Source organism: Nocardia alba NBRC 108234 (assembly GCF_001612665.1).
Taxonomy (GTDB): Bacteria; Actinomycetota; Actinomycetes; order Mycobacteriales; family Mycobacteriaceae; genus Nocardia; species Nocardia alba.
Map to the genome: position 1 here is coordinate 247,727 of NZ_BDAX01000006.1, position 18,589 is coordinate 266,315.

The window sequence follows — 18,589 nt, forward strand, 5'->3', positions numbered from 1 at the left end:
AATCTGCCAGATTTCGTGGATGTTCCCACTCTGCCACAGCCCGCCGACAACGCCCGGCAAGGCGTTAGCATCGACGGCTGTGGCGAAGACCGATTTCGACATCCTGGTGATCGGCGCGGGTCAGGCCGGGCTTTCCGCCGGCTATCACCTACGCAAGCTCGGGCTGGCGCCCGAACGCGATTTCCGCATCGTCGACCACGCACCCGGCCCCGGCGGCGCCTGGCAGTTCCGGTGGCCCTCGCTGACCCTGACCACCGTGAACCGGGTACACGACCTGCCGGGGATGTCGTTCGCGCAGACACTGCCGACGGGATCGGAGTCGGCACCGGCCGCCAGCGCGGTGCCGCACTACTACGAGCTCTACGAAAAGCGGTTCGACCTGCGAGTTCAACGGCAGGTGACAGTGAAAGTCGTGTGTGATCGGACCGCCGACGGCCGCAGCTGCGCGGGCCGTGGCGAGGTCTTGCAAGTCGAAACCGAGGGCGCGGGGACGCTGCGCGTGCGAGGTCTGATCAATGGCACCGGCACCTGGGAGCGCCCGTTCATCCCGCGATATCCGGGCGCCGACACCTTCGCGGGCCGCCAGCTGCACACCCGTGACTACCGCACCGCCGACGAGTTCGCGGGCGCGCATGTCGTCATCGTCGGCGGGGGCATCTCGGCGGTGCAGCTACTGGACGAAATCTCACTCGTGACCTCCACCACATGGGTCACCAGATCGCCACCGCGATGGCGGGAGACGCCGTTCGCCGAACAGGACGGGCGCGACGCGGTCGCGCTGGTGGAGGACCGGGTCCGGGCCGGCCTGCCGCCGGGGTCGGTCGTCTCGGTCACCGGACTACCCCTCGACGACCGGTTGCGGGCCGCCCGCGACCGGGGTGCGCTGCGACGGCTGCCGATGTTCGAACGGATCGAGCCCACCGGCGTGCGATGGGGCGACGGTGGTTTCCAGGCCGCCGACGTGATCCTGTGGGCGACCGGTTTCCGCAGCTCACTGGACCACTTGGCGCCCTTGCGACTGCGCGAGCCCGGCGGCGGGATCACCATGACCGGGCGGTTGGCGACGCAGGTGGCCACCGACCCGCGCATCCATCTCGTCGGCTACGGGCCCTCCGCCAGCACGATCGGCGCCAACCGGGCAGGCCGGGCCGCCGCTCGCGAACTGACCGATTTCCTCGGGCTCAGCCCAGACCGGCGCTGAACGTCGCCGGATCGGGGCCGATCCGCTTGCCCGAGTCGAGGCGGCTGATCGACTCCATCGCCTCGGCGTCGAGCTCGAAGGTGAACACGTCGAAGTTCTCGGCGATCCGCGACGGGGTGACCGACTTCGGGATGACGATATTGCCCAGCTGCAGGTGCCACCGGATGATGACCTGCGCGGGGGTGCGGTCGAGTTGCTTCGCGATGTCGACGATGGCGGAGTTGTCGAGCAGTGTGCCCTGCCCCAGCGGGCTCCACGCCTCGGTGGCGATCGCGTGATTGGCGTCGTACTGACGCAGGTCACGCTGGGCCAGCGTGGGATGGAGTTCGATCTGGTTCACCGACGGGATCTCGCCCGTGTCGGCGATCAGGGTCTCCAGATCGATCACCCGGAAGTTGGAGACGCCGATCGAACCGATCCGGCCCTGCGACCTCAGTGCCTGGAACGCGCGGAACGTGTCGACGTAGCGGCCCGCCGACGGAACCGGCCAGTGGATCAGATACAGGTCGAGATAGTCCAGGCCGAGGCGGCTCATGCTGGAATCGAACGCGCGCAGGGTGCTGTCGTAGCCCTGGTCGGCGTTCCACAGCTTGGTGGTGATGAACAGTTCGTCGCGGGGAATCCCCGACTCACGGATGGCGCGGCCTACGCCTTCCTCGTTTCCGTAGATCGCGGCCGTGTCGATACTGCGGTAGCCGACCTTCAACGCCTCGGCCGTCACCCCGGTGACATCTTCCGCGGGAACCTGGAAAACCCCGAAGCCTAGCTGTGGGATCACGTTCCCGTCATTGAGCACGATGGTGGGGACATGGCTGCTATCGCTGCGGAAGGTCACCCTCTCGAAGGTAGAAGTGGATGGGTGTGGCGTCAACGACGGCGCATCGCGTGTTTCCCCGTATCGAGAACCGGGGCGCTGGTCCGGGGATCGCCCACGATTCAGGAGGCGGTACCGACCAGTCCGATTCGCCGGTATCGGGCCTGTCGCAGCGTTCGTAGTTCGGCGGGCTCGTGGGCGCGCAGCGACGCCAGCTCGTCCGCGATCGCGAGAACCGTGCGCCGGGCGAAGGCGACCGGCTCGTCGGCGGCATCGGGGTACTCCTCGACGATGCCGTCCACCACGCCGTGCTCCAGCAGATCGGCCGATCTGATGCCTTGCGCCGCAGCCAGTTCCGGGGCGTGCGCGGTATCACGGAAGACGATGGCACTCGCCCCTTCCGGCGGCAACGGGGCCAGCCAGCCGCGCCTGGCGGCGAGGACCCGGTCGGCGGGCAACAGCGCGAGCGCGCCACCGCCGGTGCCCTGGCCGAGCAGCACGGACACGGTCGGGGTGTCGAGGGTGACGAGATCGGCCAGGCAGCGGGCGATTTCAGGCGCGAGCCCCCGTTCCTCGGCTTCCTTGGACAACGCGGCCCCGACGGTGTCGATGACGAGCACCAGCGGCAGCCGCAACTCCCGCGCCAGCACCATCGCGCGGCGGGCCTCACGCAGGGCAGCCGGGCCCATCGTGTGCTCACCCTCCTGACCGCGACGATCGTGTCCGAAGACGACGCACGGCTGACCGGCGAAGCGGGCGAGGGCGAGCAGGACGGTGCGATCGGATTCACCGCGACCGGTACCGCTGAGCGGAACCCGTTGTGTCGCGTGGCGGAGCAGGTCCCGAATGCCGGGTCGACCCGGCCTGCGCGAACTGAGCACCGAATCCCACGCGCCGACAGTCGGATTCGCCGCTGTCGACGGACTGAGAACCGGGGCCGCCCAACCCGGCTCGGTCGTCACCGCGACGACGGCGCCCGCGGCGACGCTCATCGCCCGATGCGCGATGCGCCGAAAGATCTCCACCGTCACCACACCGTCGATCACACCGTTGCGATAGAGGTTCTCCGCGGTCTGCACGCCGGGCGGAAACTGCCTGCCGTACAGCGCTTCGTACACGCGCGGACCGAGAAAGCCGATGAGGGCGCCGGGCTCGGCGAAGGTGATGTGCCCCAACGACCCCCACGAGGCGAACACCCCGCCCATCGTCGGATCGCGCAGATACACCAGATACGGATGGCCCGCCGACTTGTGCACGGCCACCGCACCCGCGATCTTCACCATCTGCACGAAAGCGACTGTCCCCTCCTGCATCCGGGTACCACCGGAGGTCGGCGAGGCGATCAGCGGCAGCCCGAGTTCGGTCGCGCGCTCGACGGCACGCACGATCCGCTCGGCCGCGGCCACCCCGATAGACCCGGCCAGGAACGCGAACTCGCAGGCGATCACGGCGACTCGCCGCCCACGCAGCAGCCCCTCGCCCGTCAGCACCGACTCGTCGGTCCCCGCCCGATCGGCCGCCGCGATCAGATCCCGGCGGTAACTCGGCGACAACTCGGGCTCGATCGGCGCCCGGTCCCAGCTCACGAAAGAGCCCGCGTCGAGCAACTGGCCGAGTAAGTCATCCGCCGACATCCGCACGCGATGAGCGTAGCGGGGCCCGGCGCGCGGAGCATCGGAGAATCCGAGCGGAGGTTACCGAGGTGGCCGAGCCACGACGAAGAGCGGGGCTGCGGCCTTCATCGCGGCAGCCCCGTTCATCGGTGTGAAACCCGGCTCAGTAGCCCTGCATGACCTTGCGCAGCGCGTACTCGGTCAAGGCGACCAGGGCCTGCTTGGCCGGTTCGCGGCGACGCGCGTCGATCGACATGATCGGCACATCGGCGGGAACCGCGAGGGCCTGGCGGATGTCCTCGAGCGGGTACTTCGGCGCATCGTCGAACTCGTTGAGCGCCACCAGGAACGGCAGTCCGCGGGCCTCGAAGTAGTCGACAGCGGCGAAGCTGTCTTCGAGCCTGCGGGTGTCGACCAACACCACGGCGCCGATGGCGCCGCGGATCAGGTCGTCCCACATGAACCAGAACCGATACTGGCCCGGCGTACCGAACAGGTACAGGACCAGATCGTCGGCGAGGCTGATACGGCCGAAGTCCATCGCCACCGTGGTGGTCGACTTCTGCGGAATACCGGTCAGGTTGTCGATTCCGGTACTGGCGTTGGTCACCAACGCCTCGGTGCGCAGCGGAACGATCTCCGACACCGCGCCGACCATCGTGGTCTTACCCACACCGAAGCCACCGGCGACCACAATCTTCGCCGAAGTCGGCTTGGCCGTGCGGGTATCGACCTGCGCCGTCGAATCAAATACGCCGGAGTCCACTGAGAACCCTTTCGATCAGCTCGCGACGTTCATCGTCGCTGGAATCGTCTTTCAATGTTGCCGAAACCCGGACGTGGCCGGCCTCGATCAGATCGGCTACGAGCACCCGTGCCACCCCGATCGGGATGTACAGCTGGGCAGCTATCTCGGCAACGGACGGCGATTGCCTGCACAACTCCACGATGGACGTTTCGAGGTTGTTCAGTTCGTACTGCCGCTCCATGGCGACCGGATGCGATGCGACGAGTGCCTCCAGCGCCAACTCGACCGCCGGCCTGGTGCGGCCGGCAGTCAACGAGTACGGGCGGACGAGGCTGGGCTCGGCGCTCCCCATGCGGTGATCGTCTATGTCCATCCCACCATCAGGAACCCATCGTGACGCGCGGCGTGGCCTGGACCGTCTGGCCAACGCGCTCGACCAGAAGTGCCATTTCGTAGCCGACCTGACCGATGTCACACGAGGTGTTGGTCAGTACAGCTAGGTAGGAGCCGTCGCCGACTGCCATGAGCAACAGATATCCGTGCTCCATCTCGACGACGGACTGGAGTACCGTACCGCCTTCGAACAGATTCGACACGCCGACGGAAAGACTCGCCAGACCGGCGGTCACAGCGGAGAGCTGTTCTGCGCGGTCGACCGGGAGCTGAGCGCTCGCGGCCATCAACAGTCCGTCAGCCGAGACCAGGACGGCATGGGCTACGCCAGGAACCTCGTTGGCGAAGTTCGAAACCAGCCAATCCAGCTGACGGTTCGTACCACCTAGATCGGGGTTCATCGGTCTCCTTTATCTCCGGTTAGGTTCATTGCCTTCATTGCACGGCCATCCCGGACACCCTGTTGGTGACGACTCAGGCTGTTCCGGATAGTGGCGGGATCGCGTTGCTGCGGAGTGCGATCGGCGGTGCCGCTCACACCACCCGGCACAAGCCTTCCGCCCGGACTGCGTTGAGGCAAGCCGGCGGCGGTGCGGACCTCGGACTGGGCCTCGCTCGCCGCGCGAGCAGCCTCCCAGCCATCGTCACCGGGTGAATCGAAGGACGCGGCCATCTGATTCCGATCGGAATTCTCGTCCGTGAGCCACGACGACATCATCTCGGCGAAGATCGGCGTTCCGCCCATCACGGAATCACCTTCGGGTGCCGGCTGCAACCTGGTCTGGAAGAACGACGCAGCCTTGACCGGATTGGACCGGAAGCTGTGCCGACCCGGATCACGCCCTGCCGACGCAGCGTTATCCGGCCCCGCAGGGTCCCGATCCCGTTGGGGCAGAGCTACTCCCGGCCCGGCGTTCGCCTGCGGTACAACACTAGCGCCGGGCTCGCGCTGGGGCAGCCCATTCGGCGCAGCCGCACGTTGGGGCAGGCCGTTGGGCGCTTCCCGCTGCGGTTGACCGGCGGCCGGAGCGCGCTGGGGTAGCCCGTTGTCGGTCGAATCCTGCTGCGGCGCAGGGGTTGCGCGCTGCGGCAGGCCATTGGCCGGGCGGGTTGGCTGGGCACGCTGCGGGAGGCCGTTGGCCGGATCCCGCTGCGGGAGACCACCCGTCGGTTCCCGCTGCGGGAGACCGGACGACGAGTCACGCTGCGGCAAACCACCGGTCGGCTCCCGCTGTGGGAGACCGTTGGCCGGATCACGCTGCGGCAGACCACCCGTCGGCTCCCGCTGCGGGAGACCGGACGACGAGTCACGCTGCGGCAAACCACCCGTCGGCTCCCGCTGTGGGAGGGCACCCGGCTGATCGAGCCTCGGCAGACCGCCGGACTGATCCCGATGCGGCAGGCGCGGCGCGGGATCGCGCTGCGGCAGACCGCCGGCGGCGTTACCGCGCTGTGGGAGACCGGTCGACGGATCACGCTGCACGGGCTCGGAATCACGCTGCGGTGCGGCGCTTGTCTGACCACGCTGCGGTAGCCCGGTCGACTGTGCCGGATCGCGCGGTGCGGTCGCGGCCTCGCGCTGGGGCAGCCCCGTCACCGGGTCACGCTGCGGCAGACCACCGGTCGGCTCACGCTGCGGGAGACCGGACGACGGATCACGCTGCGGCAGACCCGTTGCCGGGTCACGCTGGGGCAGACCACCGGTCTGCTCGCGCTGGGGCGGTCGCTGTGCCGGATCGCGCTGCGGCAGACCGACCGAAGGGTCGCGCTGCGGTGCGCCGTTGGCGCCCGGCGAACGCTGCGGCAGACCACCCGGGGTGCTGCCCCGCTGCGTCGTCTGCGCCGAATCACGCTGAGGCGGCGCCGAATCACGCGGCGGCTGCGCGGAGTCACGCGACGGCGCACCGTTGGCACCCGGCTGACGCTGCGGCAACCCACCACCGGCCTGCGGGGGTCCGCCGAGCTTCTGCTCACCCGGCCCCTGCTGACCCGGCCCGGCGGGCGGACGCGGCGGCCCACCCGGTGCCAGGTTGCGCTTGGGCAGGTTCGCCGCGGCGAGCTTGCCGCGCTGCGGCACGTTCCCCTGTCCCGGTGTGGGCGGACGCAGCGACGGCGACGACTGCTCTTTCGCGTCCTGGGCCGCGCCCGAAGCCATCGAGTTGCCCGGCTGACGCTGCGGCAAGCCACCACCGGCACCCGCCGGGGGCCCGCTCGTTCCCGGATCCACCGTGACCATCATGTTGCCGCCCGGCGTACGGGTGATCGCACGGGTCTGCATGGTGCTCGGCTGCTGCTGCGGGGCGGGTCGCTGCTGCTGGGCCGCGGGCACGTTCTGCTGCGGCGCCTGTTGCGGCGGCACCACGGGGCCGCCCGCACCGGCGACGATCAAGCCGACCGGCACGTGCACGGTGACGGTGACGCCGGGATCACGCGCGGTATCGAAGGTCGGACGCAGACGCACGGTGAGCCCGTGGCGCTCGGCCAGCCGGCCGACCACGAACAGACCCATGTGCCGGGCGGTGTCGGGACCGGGCTCGGCGGTCTGCTCGAGCCGGTGGTTGATCTCCGACATCTCCGTGGGCGGCATACCGATGCCGCGGTCGGCGACCTCGATCAGCAGACCCTGGTCGTGCGCCTGGGCGAAGGTGAACTTGACGTCGGTCTCCGGCGGGGAGGCCCGCAGCGCGTTGTCGAGCAACTCGGCGAACAGGTGCGCCATATCGGAGGCGGCCGGTTCGACCAGCGAGCCACGCGGCGTGGCGCCGAGCTTGACCCGCTCGTAGTCCTCGACCTCGGAGATCGCGGCACGCAGCACGTCGGCGATCTCGACCGGGGCCGACTTGGTGCGGCGCTGCTTGGTGCCGGCGAGAATCAGCAGGTTGTCACCGTTGCGGCGCATACGCGCGGCGAGGTGGTCGAGCCGGAAGAGGTTCTCGAGCAGGCGCGGGTCCTTCTCGTCGTACTCCATCGCCTCGATGAGGGTGAGCTGATGGTCGACGAGCGACTTGGAGCGGCGGGCCAACGTCTCGAACATGTCGTTGACCTGCGAACGCATCTGCGCCTGGTCGCTGGCCAAGCGCAGCGCCTGACCGTGAATGTCGTCGACAGCGCGGGCCAGCTGGCCGATCTCCTCGTCGGAGCGCACCGGCATCGGCTCGAGCGGCACGTCCTCGGGCGCGGCGCCGTTGCGGAGCTGGGCGACCTCGTGCGGCAGATCGGACTCGGCGACGCGCAGCGCGGCAAGGCGCAGGCGGTGCAGCGGCACGATCATCGAGCGGGCGACGAACACGGCGAGCAGCAGCGCGGCCAGGATCGTCGCGATGACGACCGCGGTGTAGGTCCAGGCGCCGGTGGCGGCCGCGCTGGTGAGCTCGTCCATCGAGACCTCGATGGCCCTGGTGGCCTCGTTCACGACGCCTTCGTAGGCCTGAAGGCTGGTGTAGAGCGAGGTGCGCATGTCGCCGACGGGGAGCTTGCCCGCCGCGACCTCGGGACCGCTGACCAGGTTCTGCCGGACATCGGCCTGTGCCTTGAGGTCGGCGATCACCCGGTCGCCGTCGGGGAAGCGGTTGGAGAGCACGTCGAGCAGATGGCTCTCGGTCGCGACACCGGTGAGGTAGTTCTGGGCGCCCGTGTCGATACCGCGCAGCATCTGGGAGATACCGGCGAGCTCGTCGACGAGCACCGAACGCGTATTGAGTGAGTCGACCAGGCGCAGCTTGGCGGTGTCCATCACCGGATCGCTCACCTGAGCGATCGTGCTTTCCACGATGCTGACGCTGTCCCGGGTCATCTGCTCGACCGAGGCGAGCACCGGGTCGGCCGACGACGACAGCGCCTTGCCCTGCGCGCGCACATTCTTGGCCTGTTTGATCATCCGCTCGAGCGCACCGTGCGCGGCGGGCAGATCGGTCAGTCGCCCGATGGACGACTCCGCCGCGGCGATCGCGGCGTCGAGATCGGTGAGGTCCTTGTCGGTGACCAGGGTGACCCCGGGACCGGCAGGCACCATCTGACTGCCCGACACCTTCGCTGTTGATGCACTCAGCGCGGTGACGGTCGGAATCGTGTCTACCTGCTCGTTGATACTGGAGAGCCGGTTGGCCTCCGAGAACTCGGAGGTAATTCTCGACACGCCGAGCCCGACCGCGACCGCGAGTGGCACGGCGAGCACAGCCGTAACCTTCCAACGCAGGTCCCAGTTGCCGAGCGCCCAGCGTTTACTGCCGGACCTAGCGGCGTCACGCATCTCCCACTCACTTTCCAAACTGGCCTCGTACCGTACGCCTGATGCGAACCTCCACAGGCGCGATGGTGGCTCGCCAGTGGCTGCTGGCCGAGAACTACGGCTGGCCGAGAAATTGCGTCTACGACTGCCCGAATAAGTGACATCGGATTCTAACGGATCAATAACTTCTTGGCTGACTCCCGGTAGAGGTCCGCTCGATGACCAGCCTGTTGTAGGCAAAACCAAAGGTCGCGGCACCCCCTCGGGTGTCGCGTGAAGTCTGCCACAATCATCTGGATCTATCGAGCGGGCATCGAAGCGAGGCTAGGGAGTCACGGGGTTGGACACCGAACACGAGTACCGGCCGGTCTATCAGACCAGCCTGGTCGACCCAGCCGACTTCTGGTCCGCCGCAGCTCAGGGCATCGAGTGGGATGTCGAACCGCAGCAGATCGTCGATGCCGCCGATAAACGGTCGGCCCGTTGGTTCCCGGATGCCCGTCTCAATACGTGTGTGAACGCCCTCGACCGCCACGTCCGGGCGGGCACCGTCGACCAGGGTGGACACGCCGATCAATCCGCCCTCATATATGTCTCCGCTATGACAAACACCACCACGGTTTTCACCTACGCCGAATTGCTCGACAAGGTGGCCGAGTTCGCGGGAGCCATGCGCGATCTCGGTGTGGTGGCCGGTGATCGGGTGGTGATCTATCTGCCGATGATCCCCGAAGCGGTGATCGCGATGCTGGCCTGCGCCCGCATCGGCGCGGTCCACTCGGTGGTGTTCGGCGGGTTCGCCGCGCCCGAGTTGGCCGCCCGCATCGACGACGCGGAGCCGGTCCTGATCGTCACCGCCTCGGGCGGACTGGAACCCAATCGCCGCGTCGACTACCCGCCGATCGTGCTGGCGGCGCTCGATCTCGCCGAGACCGCGTCGGTGCGCACGGTGCTCGTGAAGCAGCGGCCGGAGTTCACGACGATCGAGTTCCCCACCGCCCTGCCCGCGACCGACGTGCTGCCGGCCTCGGAGCAGACCGTCGCCGCCCGGTGGGTCGATTGGGATGTCTGCGTCGAGGGTGTGGCGCCCGCCGATCCGGTCTCGGTGGCCGCCACCGATCCGCTGTACATCCTCTACACCTCCGGCACCACCGGTAAGCCGAAGGGCGTGGTGCGCGACAACGGCGGTCACGCGGTGGCGCTGACCTGGTCGATGCGCAATATCTACGATGTCGGCCCCGGTCAGGTGTTCTGGGCCGCCTCCGATGTGGGCTGGGTCGTCGGCCACTCCTACATCGTCTACGCGCCCCTGCTGGTCGGCGCGACGACGGTGCTCTACGAGGGCAAACCGGTCGGCACCCCCGACGCGGGCGCGTTCTGGCGGATCGTCGACGAGCACGACGTGCGGGTGCTGTTCACCGCGCCGACCGCGTTGCGCGCGATCCGCCGCGCCGACCCCGACGCCACCGCGGCCCACCGCCACGACCTGTCCCGGCTGCGCGCGCTGTTCTGCGCGGGCGAGCGGCTCGATCCGGCCACCTTCGACTGGGCGAGCAACACCCTGCTGGCCGACCATCCCGACACCCCCGTGGTCGATCACTGGTGGCAGACCGAGACCGGCTGGCCGATCTGCGCCGACCCGCTCGGCGTGCAGGAACTGCCCGTGAAGTCCGGTTCGACGAGTGTGCCGGTGCCCGGCTACCGGTTGCGCGTGCTCGATGCCAACGGCAACGCGGTCCCCACCGGAACCGAGGGCAATATCGTCATCGGTCTGCCGCTGCCCCCCGGCTGCCTGACCGGGTTGTGGCGCGACCGGGACCGCTTCATCCGCTCGTATCTGTCGGCTTTCCCCGGCCACTACGTCACCGGCGACTCCGGCTACTTCGACGAGGACGGCTACCTCTACGTCCTCGGCCGCAGCGACGACGTGATCAACATCGCCGGACACCGGCTGTCGGCGGGCAGCATCGAGGCCGCCATCGCCGGGCACGAGGCCGTCGCCGAATGCGCGGTGATCGGCATGCCCGACGAGCTCAAGGGCAGCCTGCCGCTGGCGTATGTGGTGCTCAAGCAGGGCGTCGAGATCGACCAGCGGCAGTTGCGCACCGAACTCGACGAGCGCGTACGCGCCCAGATCGGCGCGATCGCCACCCTGCACGACTCGATCATCGTCACCGGCCTGCCCAAGACCCGTTCCGGCAAGATCCTGCGCAAGACGATCCGCCAGCTCACCGCCGGTGAACACGTGGAAACGCCCCCCACCATCGAGGACCCCCACGTCCTGACCGCCCTGGCCGACCGCATCCTCGCCAACCCCCCACTGGGCAACAACACCCCCTCCCCCAACCCCGACAGCGACCCGGTCTCCCCCACCCCCTGACCCGACCGAAGTCACCGAGGCGCGACCACGCCCCTCACCCGCGAGGACACCTCCACGGCCCTGCGCCTACCCGAGGCAGTCAACGAAGGTCTTCGCCCCGAAGGGGCGGTCTCGGCCGCCTCGATCTGGACTGACCGAAGGGTGCGACGAAGGAGTACCCGCAGGGAGGGAAGATCGAGGCCGACAGGCCGAGACCCCGCGGCCCCCGGGCCGCCAAAAATATAAGCTCACCACGTGACTTCCTCTACGGTTCTCGTCGTCGACGACGACGAGGACGTTCTCACCTCGGTCGAACGCGGGTTGCGGCTGTCCGGATTCCGGGTGCTGGTCGCGCGCGACGGCGGGGCCGCGCTGCGGTCCGTCGCCGAGCAGGCGCCCGACGCGGTGGTCCTCGACATGAACATGCCGGTGCTCGATGGTGCGGGTGTCGTTACCGCGCTGCGTGCGATGGGCAACGACGTGCCCATCTGCGTGCTCAGTGCCAGGGCCTCGGTGGACGATCGGATCGCCGGTCTCGAGTCGGGCGCCGACGACTATCTGGTGAAGCCGTTCGAGCTGGCCGAACTGGTGGCCAGGATCAAGGCCCTGCTGCGCCGGCGCACCGATACTTCGGAGCCCGCAGCCCCCGGCGCGCTCACTGTCGGTCCGCTGCTGGTGGATGTGGCGGGTTATCGCGCGCTACTGCACGGTCGCGAAATCGAGCTCACCAAAAGGGAATTCGAATTGCTGTCGACGCTCGCCCGGAATGCCGGTGTGGTGTTGACGCGTGAGCGACTGCTGGAATTGGTGTGGGGTTACGATTTCATAGCCGATACGAATGTGGTGGACGTGTTCGTCGGATACCTGCGCAGGAAACTCGAAATAGATGACACGCCAAGGATTTTGCATACGATTCGCGGGGTGGGTTTCGTACTCCGGGAATCGAAATGATGTCCGATCAACCGCTGAAACATCGTCGCAGACAATCGTTTTCGCTCCGGACACGAGTGGCGGGAGCGGCTGCGGCCGGTGCGGTCATCATCGTCACGATCGCCGCTTTCGTGGGTTTTCAGGCAATCGAACGCAATAATGTCACCCAGACCGACCAACAACTGGAAATCGCTTCGCGCATCGTGCTGATCGAGCCGGTACTGGCCACCGGCTTCGTCAATCTGACCGGATTGCAGAACACCATGGCGCTCACCGTGCGCGACGACGGCCAGGTGACCGCGTCGAGCTCGACCCAGCTGCCGGATCTGCCGCCCGGCTCGCAGACCGTCGAGCTGCACGACCAGCCCTATCGGGTGCTCACCACCACCGAGAACCAGCCCGCCGGCCGCACCGTCTCCCTGGCCATTCCGACCACCGAGGCCGCCAAGGCCACCGACGACCAGCAACGCTGGGTGCTCGCGGGCGCGGCGATCGCGGTGGCGGCCGCGGCGGCGCTCGGCTGGCTGCTCGCCGGCCGCGCTGTCGGCCCGATCGTGAAGCTGACCAGGCAGGTGTCGGCCCGCAGCGCGGGCGGCGAGCCGAGCGAACACGACCGGCCGGTCGACGGCTCCGGGGTCGACGAGGCGGTGAAGCTGGCCGACGCGGTGAACACCATGCTGGCCCGCGTCGACCAGGCCCAGGCCGAGACCGCCGCGGCGCTGGAGACGGCCCGCGATTTCGCCGCCGTTTCCGCCCACGAACTGCGCACCCCGCTCACCGCGCTGCGCACCGATCTCGAGGTCCTGCGCACCCTCGATCTCACCGACGAGCAACGCCGCGAGATCCTCGACGACCTCGCCCGCAACGAGACCAGGGTGGAGACCACGCTGTCCGCGCTGGAACGGCTGGCCCGTGGTGACCTGACCGCCGAGGCCGACCACGTCCCCACCGATGTCGCCGACCTCTGCGACCAAGCCGCTCACGACGCCATGCGACACAATCCCGGACTGTCGGTGCGCATCGACACCGACGCCGAGTTGGTGACCCGTGGTCTGCCCGCCGGTCTGCGTTTGGCCGTCGACAACGCGCTCACCAATTCGGTGAAGCACGGCGGCGCCACCGCCGCGGTCGTGTCGGCGCATCGCAGCGCGCACGGCCGGATCGTCATCGCCGTCGACGACAACGGCACCGGCGTCGCGCCCGACGAGCGCGCGGCGGTCTTCGCGCGGTTCGCCCGTGGCGCCAACGCCACCAGGGGCGGTTCGGGCCTCGGCCTCGCGCTGGTCGCCCAGCAGGCCCAGTTGCACGGCGGGCTGACGTACTTCGAGGACAGTCCGCTCGGGGGCGCCCGCTTGGTCATCGACCTGCCCGCGCGACCTGCTCGGTAGAAACACGTAAGCCCCGTACCCATGGTGTTCATGGGTACGGGGCTGAACTCGCTACCTACTTGTCGCTCTTGAAAGCGTCCTTCACTCTGCCCGCCGCGCGCTCGGCAGCTTCCTTCACGTTGGCCGCTGCCTTCTTCGCTTCCGCCTCGATCTTCGCGCCCTCGGCCTTGGCCTTGGCTTTGACATCGTCGGTGTCGGACATCGAACCTCCACTCTCGTGAGTTCCGCGCCTGATCGGCACGGGGTGAAGACACTCGCGAGAATACCGCACAGTTAACGCCCAGCGACTGAACCGGAAATCAGCTGAGAACCTGCGGGATCGATTCGGGGATGACCAGGCCGATGACCGCGCCGAGCACCGCGCCGGTGAGCGCGTAGGTCAGGCCCGAGGTGAGCGCGCAGAAGAAGTAGCCCACGATGAACGCGGCCAGGGCGGGGATGCACAGGATCGCCGCGGTCAGGAAGCCGATGGTGGCGCCGGCTGCCGCACCGTTCTGGACGGGGTCGTGGTTGGCCGCGTCCGGGTTGGTGGCGATGTTCTTCAGCTCGCCGGTGGTGGCGGCGGACAGCTGCGGGGCGATCTGCAGCGTGCGGCCGTCCTCGGAGACGACCGAGGCCAGCGCGACGTTGTTGCCGTCGGTGGTGGCCAGCGTCAGCGGAAGCTCGCTGATCTTGGCGCCGGTGGCGGAGATGACGGCGACGTTGGTGGAGTCGGCCGAGAGCACGAAGCGGCCGTTGTCGACGGTCGCGGAGATCGTACGCAGGTCCGGCGAGACGGTGGTCTTGTAGCCGACGCCGTCGGAGACGCCTTCGCTACCGAGCGCGGTCGCGATCTCGCCCTGACGCTCGACGGTGACGTCGGCGACCGCGGTGCCCGTGGTGACGAGCGAGGCGGCGACGGCCAGCGGCAGCGCGGCGAAAACGGCGCGGCGACCGATGCGAGTGATGGTGTGGGTGAACATGTTCGGTGCTCCCTCCCGATGCTTCCGAAGAATCCCCGAACCCCCCGGACGAATCGAACAAATGTAGATGTCGATTGACTCGAGAGTTGTACCTGATCACCAAAGGTAGTGGAATGTGTTGTGACACATAGCATAGTTTGATCAGGTAGCTATCGATCGGCGATCTCACGCCACGCCCGACCGGCATACCGACAGCTACCCCCCACCGATCCTTCCCTCAACGAACTCTCAGACATCTCCCATATTCGGCACCGAACTCGGGGATACCGTCACCGACGTGATCGACAAACGCGCTCGTCTGCTCTGTCTCGCCACCGCCCTCGCGCTGGCGGGCGGCGCTGTCGCCTGTTCGGGGAAGGACGCCGCGCCGACCGGGATCGCGCTCGTCAACGCTGATTCCGGGCCGACCGGCGCGCGCGTGGCCAAGGCGGTGCAGGACGCGGGCGGCTACGACTGGACTGTCGCCAAGCCCGGCGAGATCGACGCGGGCGACTACGCCGCCGTGATCACCCTGCCCGCCGACCTCACCGCGTCGATGGCCACCCTCGCCACCCCGGAACCCAAGCGCGCCAAGGTCACTGTCTCCACCCACGACGGCGCTGACACGAACACGGTGAACGGCGCCGTCGACGTGGTGACACACCGAATCGGCGCGTCCGGCGTCGACGCGGCGCTGGCCGCGGTCTCGCAGGCACGCAACCAGATGACCTCGGTCCAGTTCACCGCCCAGCTGCTCAGCGCGGGTGTGAACGCCGCCGCCGACGGCGCGAGCCAGTTCAGTGGCGGCGCCGAACAGATGCTCGGCTTCCTGAACTTCGCGAAAGAGGGCGCGGGCCAGCTCACGTCGGCGATCGAACTGCTGAACCAGACCGTCGACGGAGCGACGAAGCAGGCCACCCAGCTGGCCGATGCCCTCGGCGCCACCGGCGTCACCATCGCCGGAGTGCAAGCCGGCGCGAAGGCCACGGGCTCCGGCCTCGACCAGATCCTGCCGCTGCTGCGTGCCCTGCCCTTCGCGAGCGACCCGCAACTCGCCGACATCATCGCCAAACTCGAGGCGCTGCGCGCGGTCTCGACCCAGGCGGGCACCCAGCTCGCGGGCCTGAGTGAATTGACCGGCGCCGCAGTCGATCCCAACACCGACCTCGGCACCCTGCTGCGCACCGTGGTGGCCCGCCTCGACAGCGCGCGCGTGCAACTCACCCAGGGCGCCGAACTCGCCAAGGGCCTGCCCACCCTCGCCGAACAGGGCGGCGCCCAACTCGTCTCGGCCATCGAGCAACTCACCGGTGGCGTCGGCGCTCTGCAGAACATCGTCGGCAACCTCAACACCCAGACCGGCAAAGCCCTCGACGCCCTTCCCCCACGCGGCCAGTCCCAGCAATCCGCCCTCGCTCTGGCCCTGACCGACCCCGTCGAGGTCATCCACGAGTAACCCCACTGCGAGATCGAGCCCACCGGGCTCACTCACTGATACAGCGCGGCCCGGTCGATTCCGACCGGGCCGCAGGGTGTTTCAGGATCAGGGCAGAACCTGCGGGATCACGTGCGGCGCGGCCACGCCGACCACGGCGCCGATCAACGCGCCGATCAGCGCGTTCGGCAGACCCACCAGGCCGACGCACCCCGCGTAGAGGATCACCACGGTGATCATCGGGACACACATGACGGCGGCGACCAGCGCGCCGATGCCCGCGCCGATGGCGGCGGCGTTCTGGACCGGGTCGGGGAACTGCGCGGTGGGCGTGGTCGAGATGTTCTTCAGCTCGTCGGTCGCCGCCGCGGTGGGTCGCGGGGTCACCTTCATGCTTCGCCCGTCGGGCGCGATCTCGGTGGTCAGGGCGATCACGCTGCCCTTGACGGTGGTGAACGAGGTGGGGATCTCCCCGATCGGATCGCCGGTCGCCGACTCGACGACGACCCGGCCGCGATCGGGTGCGAGCAGGAACCGGCCCTCGTCCACCGAGGCCGAGACGGTGCGCAGGTCCCGCGCGACCGTGGTGCGGAAACCCTCTCCCGCACTCGACAATCCCGCCGCGTATTGCGTCTGCTTGTCGACCTCGGCGGACGCGACCCCGGCCACGCTCACCGCCACGGCGATGGGTAGTACCACCGCCAGCGCACGGCGAACAACCTTGTGTTGGAACATGATCGAGAATCTCCCTCCCGAAACCCCCGAAGAAACCCGACCCCGGGCGAATCGAAACAAGTCACTGTCATGGACAACGCAGTGGAAACGAATCACACGGGAGCCGTCGGGCTCCGTCATACGCGGGGCACATTACTCCGCGGCTCGGGGGGCGCGAGACCTACCCCTGAAACAGCTTCGGCCCGTGCTTCCCTGGGGGAGGCACGGGCCGAAAGCTGTCAGATCAGTTCGCGTTGAGCAGGTCGATCACGAAGACCAGGGTCTTGCCCGAGAGGGCATGGCCCGAACCGGCCCGGCCGTAAGCCAGCTCCGGCGGGATCACCAGCTGACGACGGCCGCCGACCTTCATGCCCGGGATGCCGTCCTGCCAGCCCTGGATCAGGCCGCGCAGCGGGAAGGTGATCGACTCGCCGCGATCCCAGGAGGAGTCGAACTGCTCACCGTTGTCGAACTCGACGCCGACGTAGTGCACCTCGACGGTGCCACCGGCCACCGCTTCCTTGCCTTCGCCGTTGATGAGGTCGGTGATGACGAGTTCGGTGGGCGCGGGGCCCTCCTGGAAATCGATCTCCGGCTTGGTCATGCGGGCTATCCCCTTCGATAGAGTGCTGTTCGGAACAGAGTTTCCGACAACCGCGGATCGAAACTAGCGGTTGTCGATCGCACGATAGTCGCGTTCGCCGTAGCCGGTGTAGATCTGGCGCGGACGGCCGATCTTCAGCGGCTCGGAGTGCATCTCACGCCAGTGCGCGATCCAGCCCGGCAGCCGGCCCATCGCGAACAGCACGGTGAACATCCGGGTCGGGAAGCCCATGGCCCGGTAGATGACGCCGGTGTAGAAGTCGACGTTCGGGTACAGGCGACGCGACACGAAGTAGTCGTCGGTGAGGGCGGCCTCTTCGAGCTGCTTGGCGATGTCGAGCAGCTGGTCGTCGCCGCCGATCTTCGACAGGATCTTGTCGGCGGCCTGCTTGACCAGCGTCGCGCGCGGGTCGTAGTTGCGGTAGACGCGGTGTCCGAAGCCCATGAGCTTCACGCCGTCTTCCTTGTTCTTGACCTTGCGGATGAATTCCTTGACGTCGCCGCCGTTGGCCTTGATCTCGTCGAGCATCTCGAGCACGGCCTGGTTGGCGCCGCCGTGCAGCGGGCCCCAGAGCGCGTTGATGCCGCCGGACACCGAGGTGAACAGGTTGGCGTCGGAGGAGCCGACGAGGCGCACGGTGGAGGTGGAACAGTTCTGCTCGTGGTCGGCGTGCAGGATCAGCAGCATGTCGAGCGCGGCGGCGACCTCGGGGTCGACCTCGTAGGGCTCGGCCGGGAAACCGAAGGTCATCCGCAGGAAGTTCTCGACCAGCGACAGCGAGTTGTCGGGGTAGAGGAACGGCTGACCGACCGACTTCTTGTACGAGTAGGCCGCGATGGTGGGCAGCTTGGCCAGCAGGCGGATGGTGGACAGCTCGACCTGCTCGGGGTCGCGCGGGTCCAGCGAGTCCTGGTAGTACGCCGACAGCGCGTTCACCGCGGACGACAGCACCGGCATGGGGTGCGCGTTGCGCGGGAAGCCGTCGAAGAACCGCTTCAGGTCCTCGTGCAGCAGCGTGTGGCGACGGATGCGATCGGTGAAGTCGTCGAGCTGGGCCTGGGTCGGCAGCTCGCCGTAGATGAGCAGGTAGCTGACCTCGATGAAGGTCGAGCGGCCCGCCAGCTGGTCGATCGGGTAACCGCGGTAGCGCAGGATGCCCGCTTCACCGTCGATGTAGGTGATGGCCGACTTGGTCGACGCGGTGTTCATGAAACCGGGGTC

General features: G+C 68.2%; 16 protein-coding genes. 5 read left to right on the forward strand and 11 right to left on the reverse strand.

Annotated elements, in window-relative coordinates; genetic code table 11:
• The first annotated feature begins 79 nt into the window (after positions 1 to 79).
• Positions 80 to 1,201, forward strand: a complete 1,122-nt coding sequence (locus NA12_RS09365) for an NAD(P)-binding domain-containing protein (RefSeq protein WP_067448386.1) — start codon at positions 80 to 82, stop codon at positions 1,199 to 1,201.
• Here NA12_RS09365 and NA12_RS09370 read toward each other — a convergent pair.
• From NA12_RS09370 to NA12_RS09395, 6 genes are all read right to left on the reverse strand, one after another.
• The gene (locus tag NA12_RS09370; RefSeq protein ID WP_067448388.1) at positions 1,182 to 2,036 is read right to left on the reverse strand and encodes an aldo/keto reductase; all 855 of its coding nucleotides are present in this window, start codon (positions 2,034 to 2,036) and stop codon (positions 1,182 to 1,184) included. The two genes, NA12_RS09365 and NA12_RS09370, sit on opposite strands and share 20 nt — an antisense overlap.
• A gap of 101 nt (positions 2,037 to 2,137) precedes the next feature.
• The gene (locus NA12_RS09375) at positions 2,138 to 3,649 is read right to left on the reverse strand and encodes an acetyl-coenzyme A carboxylase carboxyl transferase subunits beta/alpha (RefSeq protein ID WP_067448454.1); all 1,512 of its coding nucleotides are present in this window, start codon (positions 3,647 to 3,649) and stop codon (positions 2,138 to 2,140) included.
• 142 nt (positions 3,650 to 3,791) lie between these two features.
• On the reverse strand, positions 3,792 to 4,394 hold the full coding sequence (locus NA12_RS09380; RefSeq protein ID WP_174551063.1) for a GTP-binding protein: 603 nt from the start codon (positions 4,392 to 4,394) through the stop codon (positions 3,792 to 3,794).
• A complete protein-coding gene (locus NA12_RS09385) occupies positions 4,375 to 4,749 on the reverse strand; it encodes a DUF742 domain-containing protein (protein WP_056818578.1) in 375 nt (124 codons plus the stop codon). Before NA12_RS09385 ends, NA12_RS09380 begins: the two co-directional genes overlap by 20 nt.
• A gap of 7 nt (positions 4,750 to 4,756) precedes the next feature.
• Positions 4,757 to 5,170: a roadblock/LC7 domain-containing protein gene (locus NA12_RS09390; RefSeq protein ID WP_011207200.1), complete on the reverse strand. Its 414-nt coding sequence runs from the start codon at positions 5,168 to 5,170 to the stop codon at positions 4,757 to 4,759.
• On the reverse strand, positions 5,167 to 9,018 hold the full coding sequence (locus tag NA12_RS09395; protein WP_084472567.1) for a HAMP domain-containing sensor histidine kinase: 3,852 nt from the start codon (positions 9,016 to 9,018) through the stop codon (positions 5,167 to 5,169). Before NA12_RS09395 ends, NA12_RS09390 begins: the two co-directional genes overlap by 4 nt.
• 319 nt (positions 9,019 to 9,337) lie before the next feature.
• Here NA12_RS09395 and NA12_RS09400 point away from each other — a divergent pair, with 319 nt between their 5' ends.
• From NA12_RS09400 to NA12_RS09410, 3 genes are all read left to right on the forward strand, one after another.
• Positions 9,338 to 11,377 carry an AMP-binding protein gene (locus NA12_RS09400; protein WP_067448390.1) on the forward strand — a complete coding sequence of 680 codons (2,040 nt, stop codon included), beginning with the start codon at positions 9,338 to 9,340 and terminating at the stop codon, positions 11,375 to 11,377.
• A gap of 234 nt (positions 11,378 to 11,611) precedes the next feature.
• A complete protein-coding gene (locus NA12_RS09405; protein ID WP_067448392.1) occupies positions 11,612 to 12,307 on the forward strand; it encodes a response regulator transcription factor in 696 nt (231 codons plus the stop codon).
• 56 nt (positions 12,308 to 12,363) lie between these two features.
• A complete protein-coding gene (locus NA12_RS09410) occupies positions 12,364 to 13,674 on the forward strand; it encodes a sensor histidine kinase (RefSeq protein WP_067448458.1) in 1,311 nt (436 codons plus the stop codon).
• Positions 13,675 to 13,729: 55 nt separating this feature from the next.
• On the opposite strand, the gene NA12_RS33575 is transcribed toward NA12_RS09410, so the two are convergent.
• Positions 13,730 to 13,876, reverse strand: a complete 147-nt coding sequence (locus NA12_RS33575) for a hypothetical protein (protein ID WP_157106384.1) — start codon at positions 13,874 to 13,876, stop codon at positions 13,730 to 13,732.
• 97 nt (positions 13,877 to 13,973) lie between these two features.
• The gene (locus NA12_RS09415; protein ID WP_067448394.1) at positions 13,974 to 14,636 is read right to left on the reverse strand and encodes a DUF8020 domain-containing protein; all 663 of its coding nucleotides are present in this window, start codon (positions 14,634 to 14,636) and stop codon (positions 13,974 to 13,976) included.
• Positions 14,637 to 14,913: 277 nt separating this feature from the next.
• On the opposite strand from NA12_RS09415, the gene NA12_RS09420 reads away from it, so the two are divergent.
• Complete coding sequence (locus tag NA12_RS09420; RefSeq protein WP_067448396.1) at positions 14,914 to 16,071, forward strand: YhgE/Pip domain-containing protein; 1,158 nt, start codon at positions 14,914 to 14,916, stop codon at positions 16,069 to 16,071.
• Positions 16,072 to 16,158: 87 nt separating this feature from the next.
• Here the strand turns inward: NA12_RS09420 and NA12_RS33580 are convergent, their stop codons facing one another.
• From NA12_RS33580 to NA12_RS09435, 3 genes are all read right to left on the reverse strand, one after another.
• Complete coding sequence (locus NA12_RS33580; protein ID WP_067448398.1) at positions 16,159 to 16,785, reverse strand: DUF8020 domain-containing protein; 627 nt, start codon at positions 16,783 to 16,785, stop codon at positions 16,159 to 16,161.
• A gap of 223 nt (positions 16,786 to 17,008) precedes the next feature.
• Positions 17,009 to 17,368: an FKBP-type peptidyl-prolyl cis-trans isomerase gene (locus NA12_RS09430; protein ID WP_067448400.1), complete on the reverse strand. Its 360-nt coding sequence runs from the start codon at positions 17,366 to 17,368 to the stop codon at positions 17,009 to 17,011.
• Positions 17,369 to 17,431: 63 nt separating this feature from the next.
• A partial coding sequence (locus NA12_RS09435; protein WP_067448460.1) for a citrate synthase occupies positions 17,432 to 18,589 on the reverse strand: 1,158 nt, incomplete at its 5' end.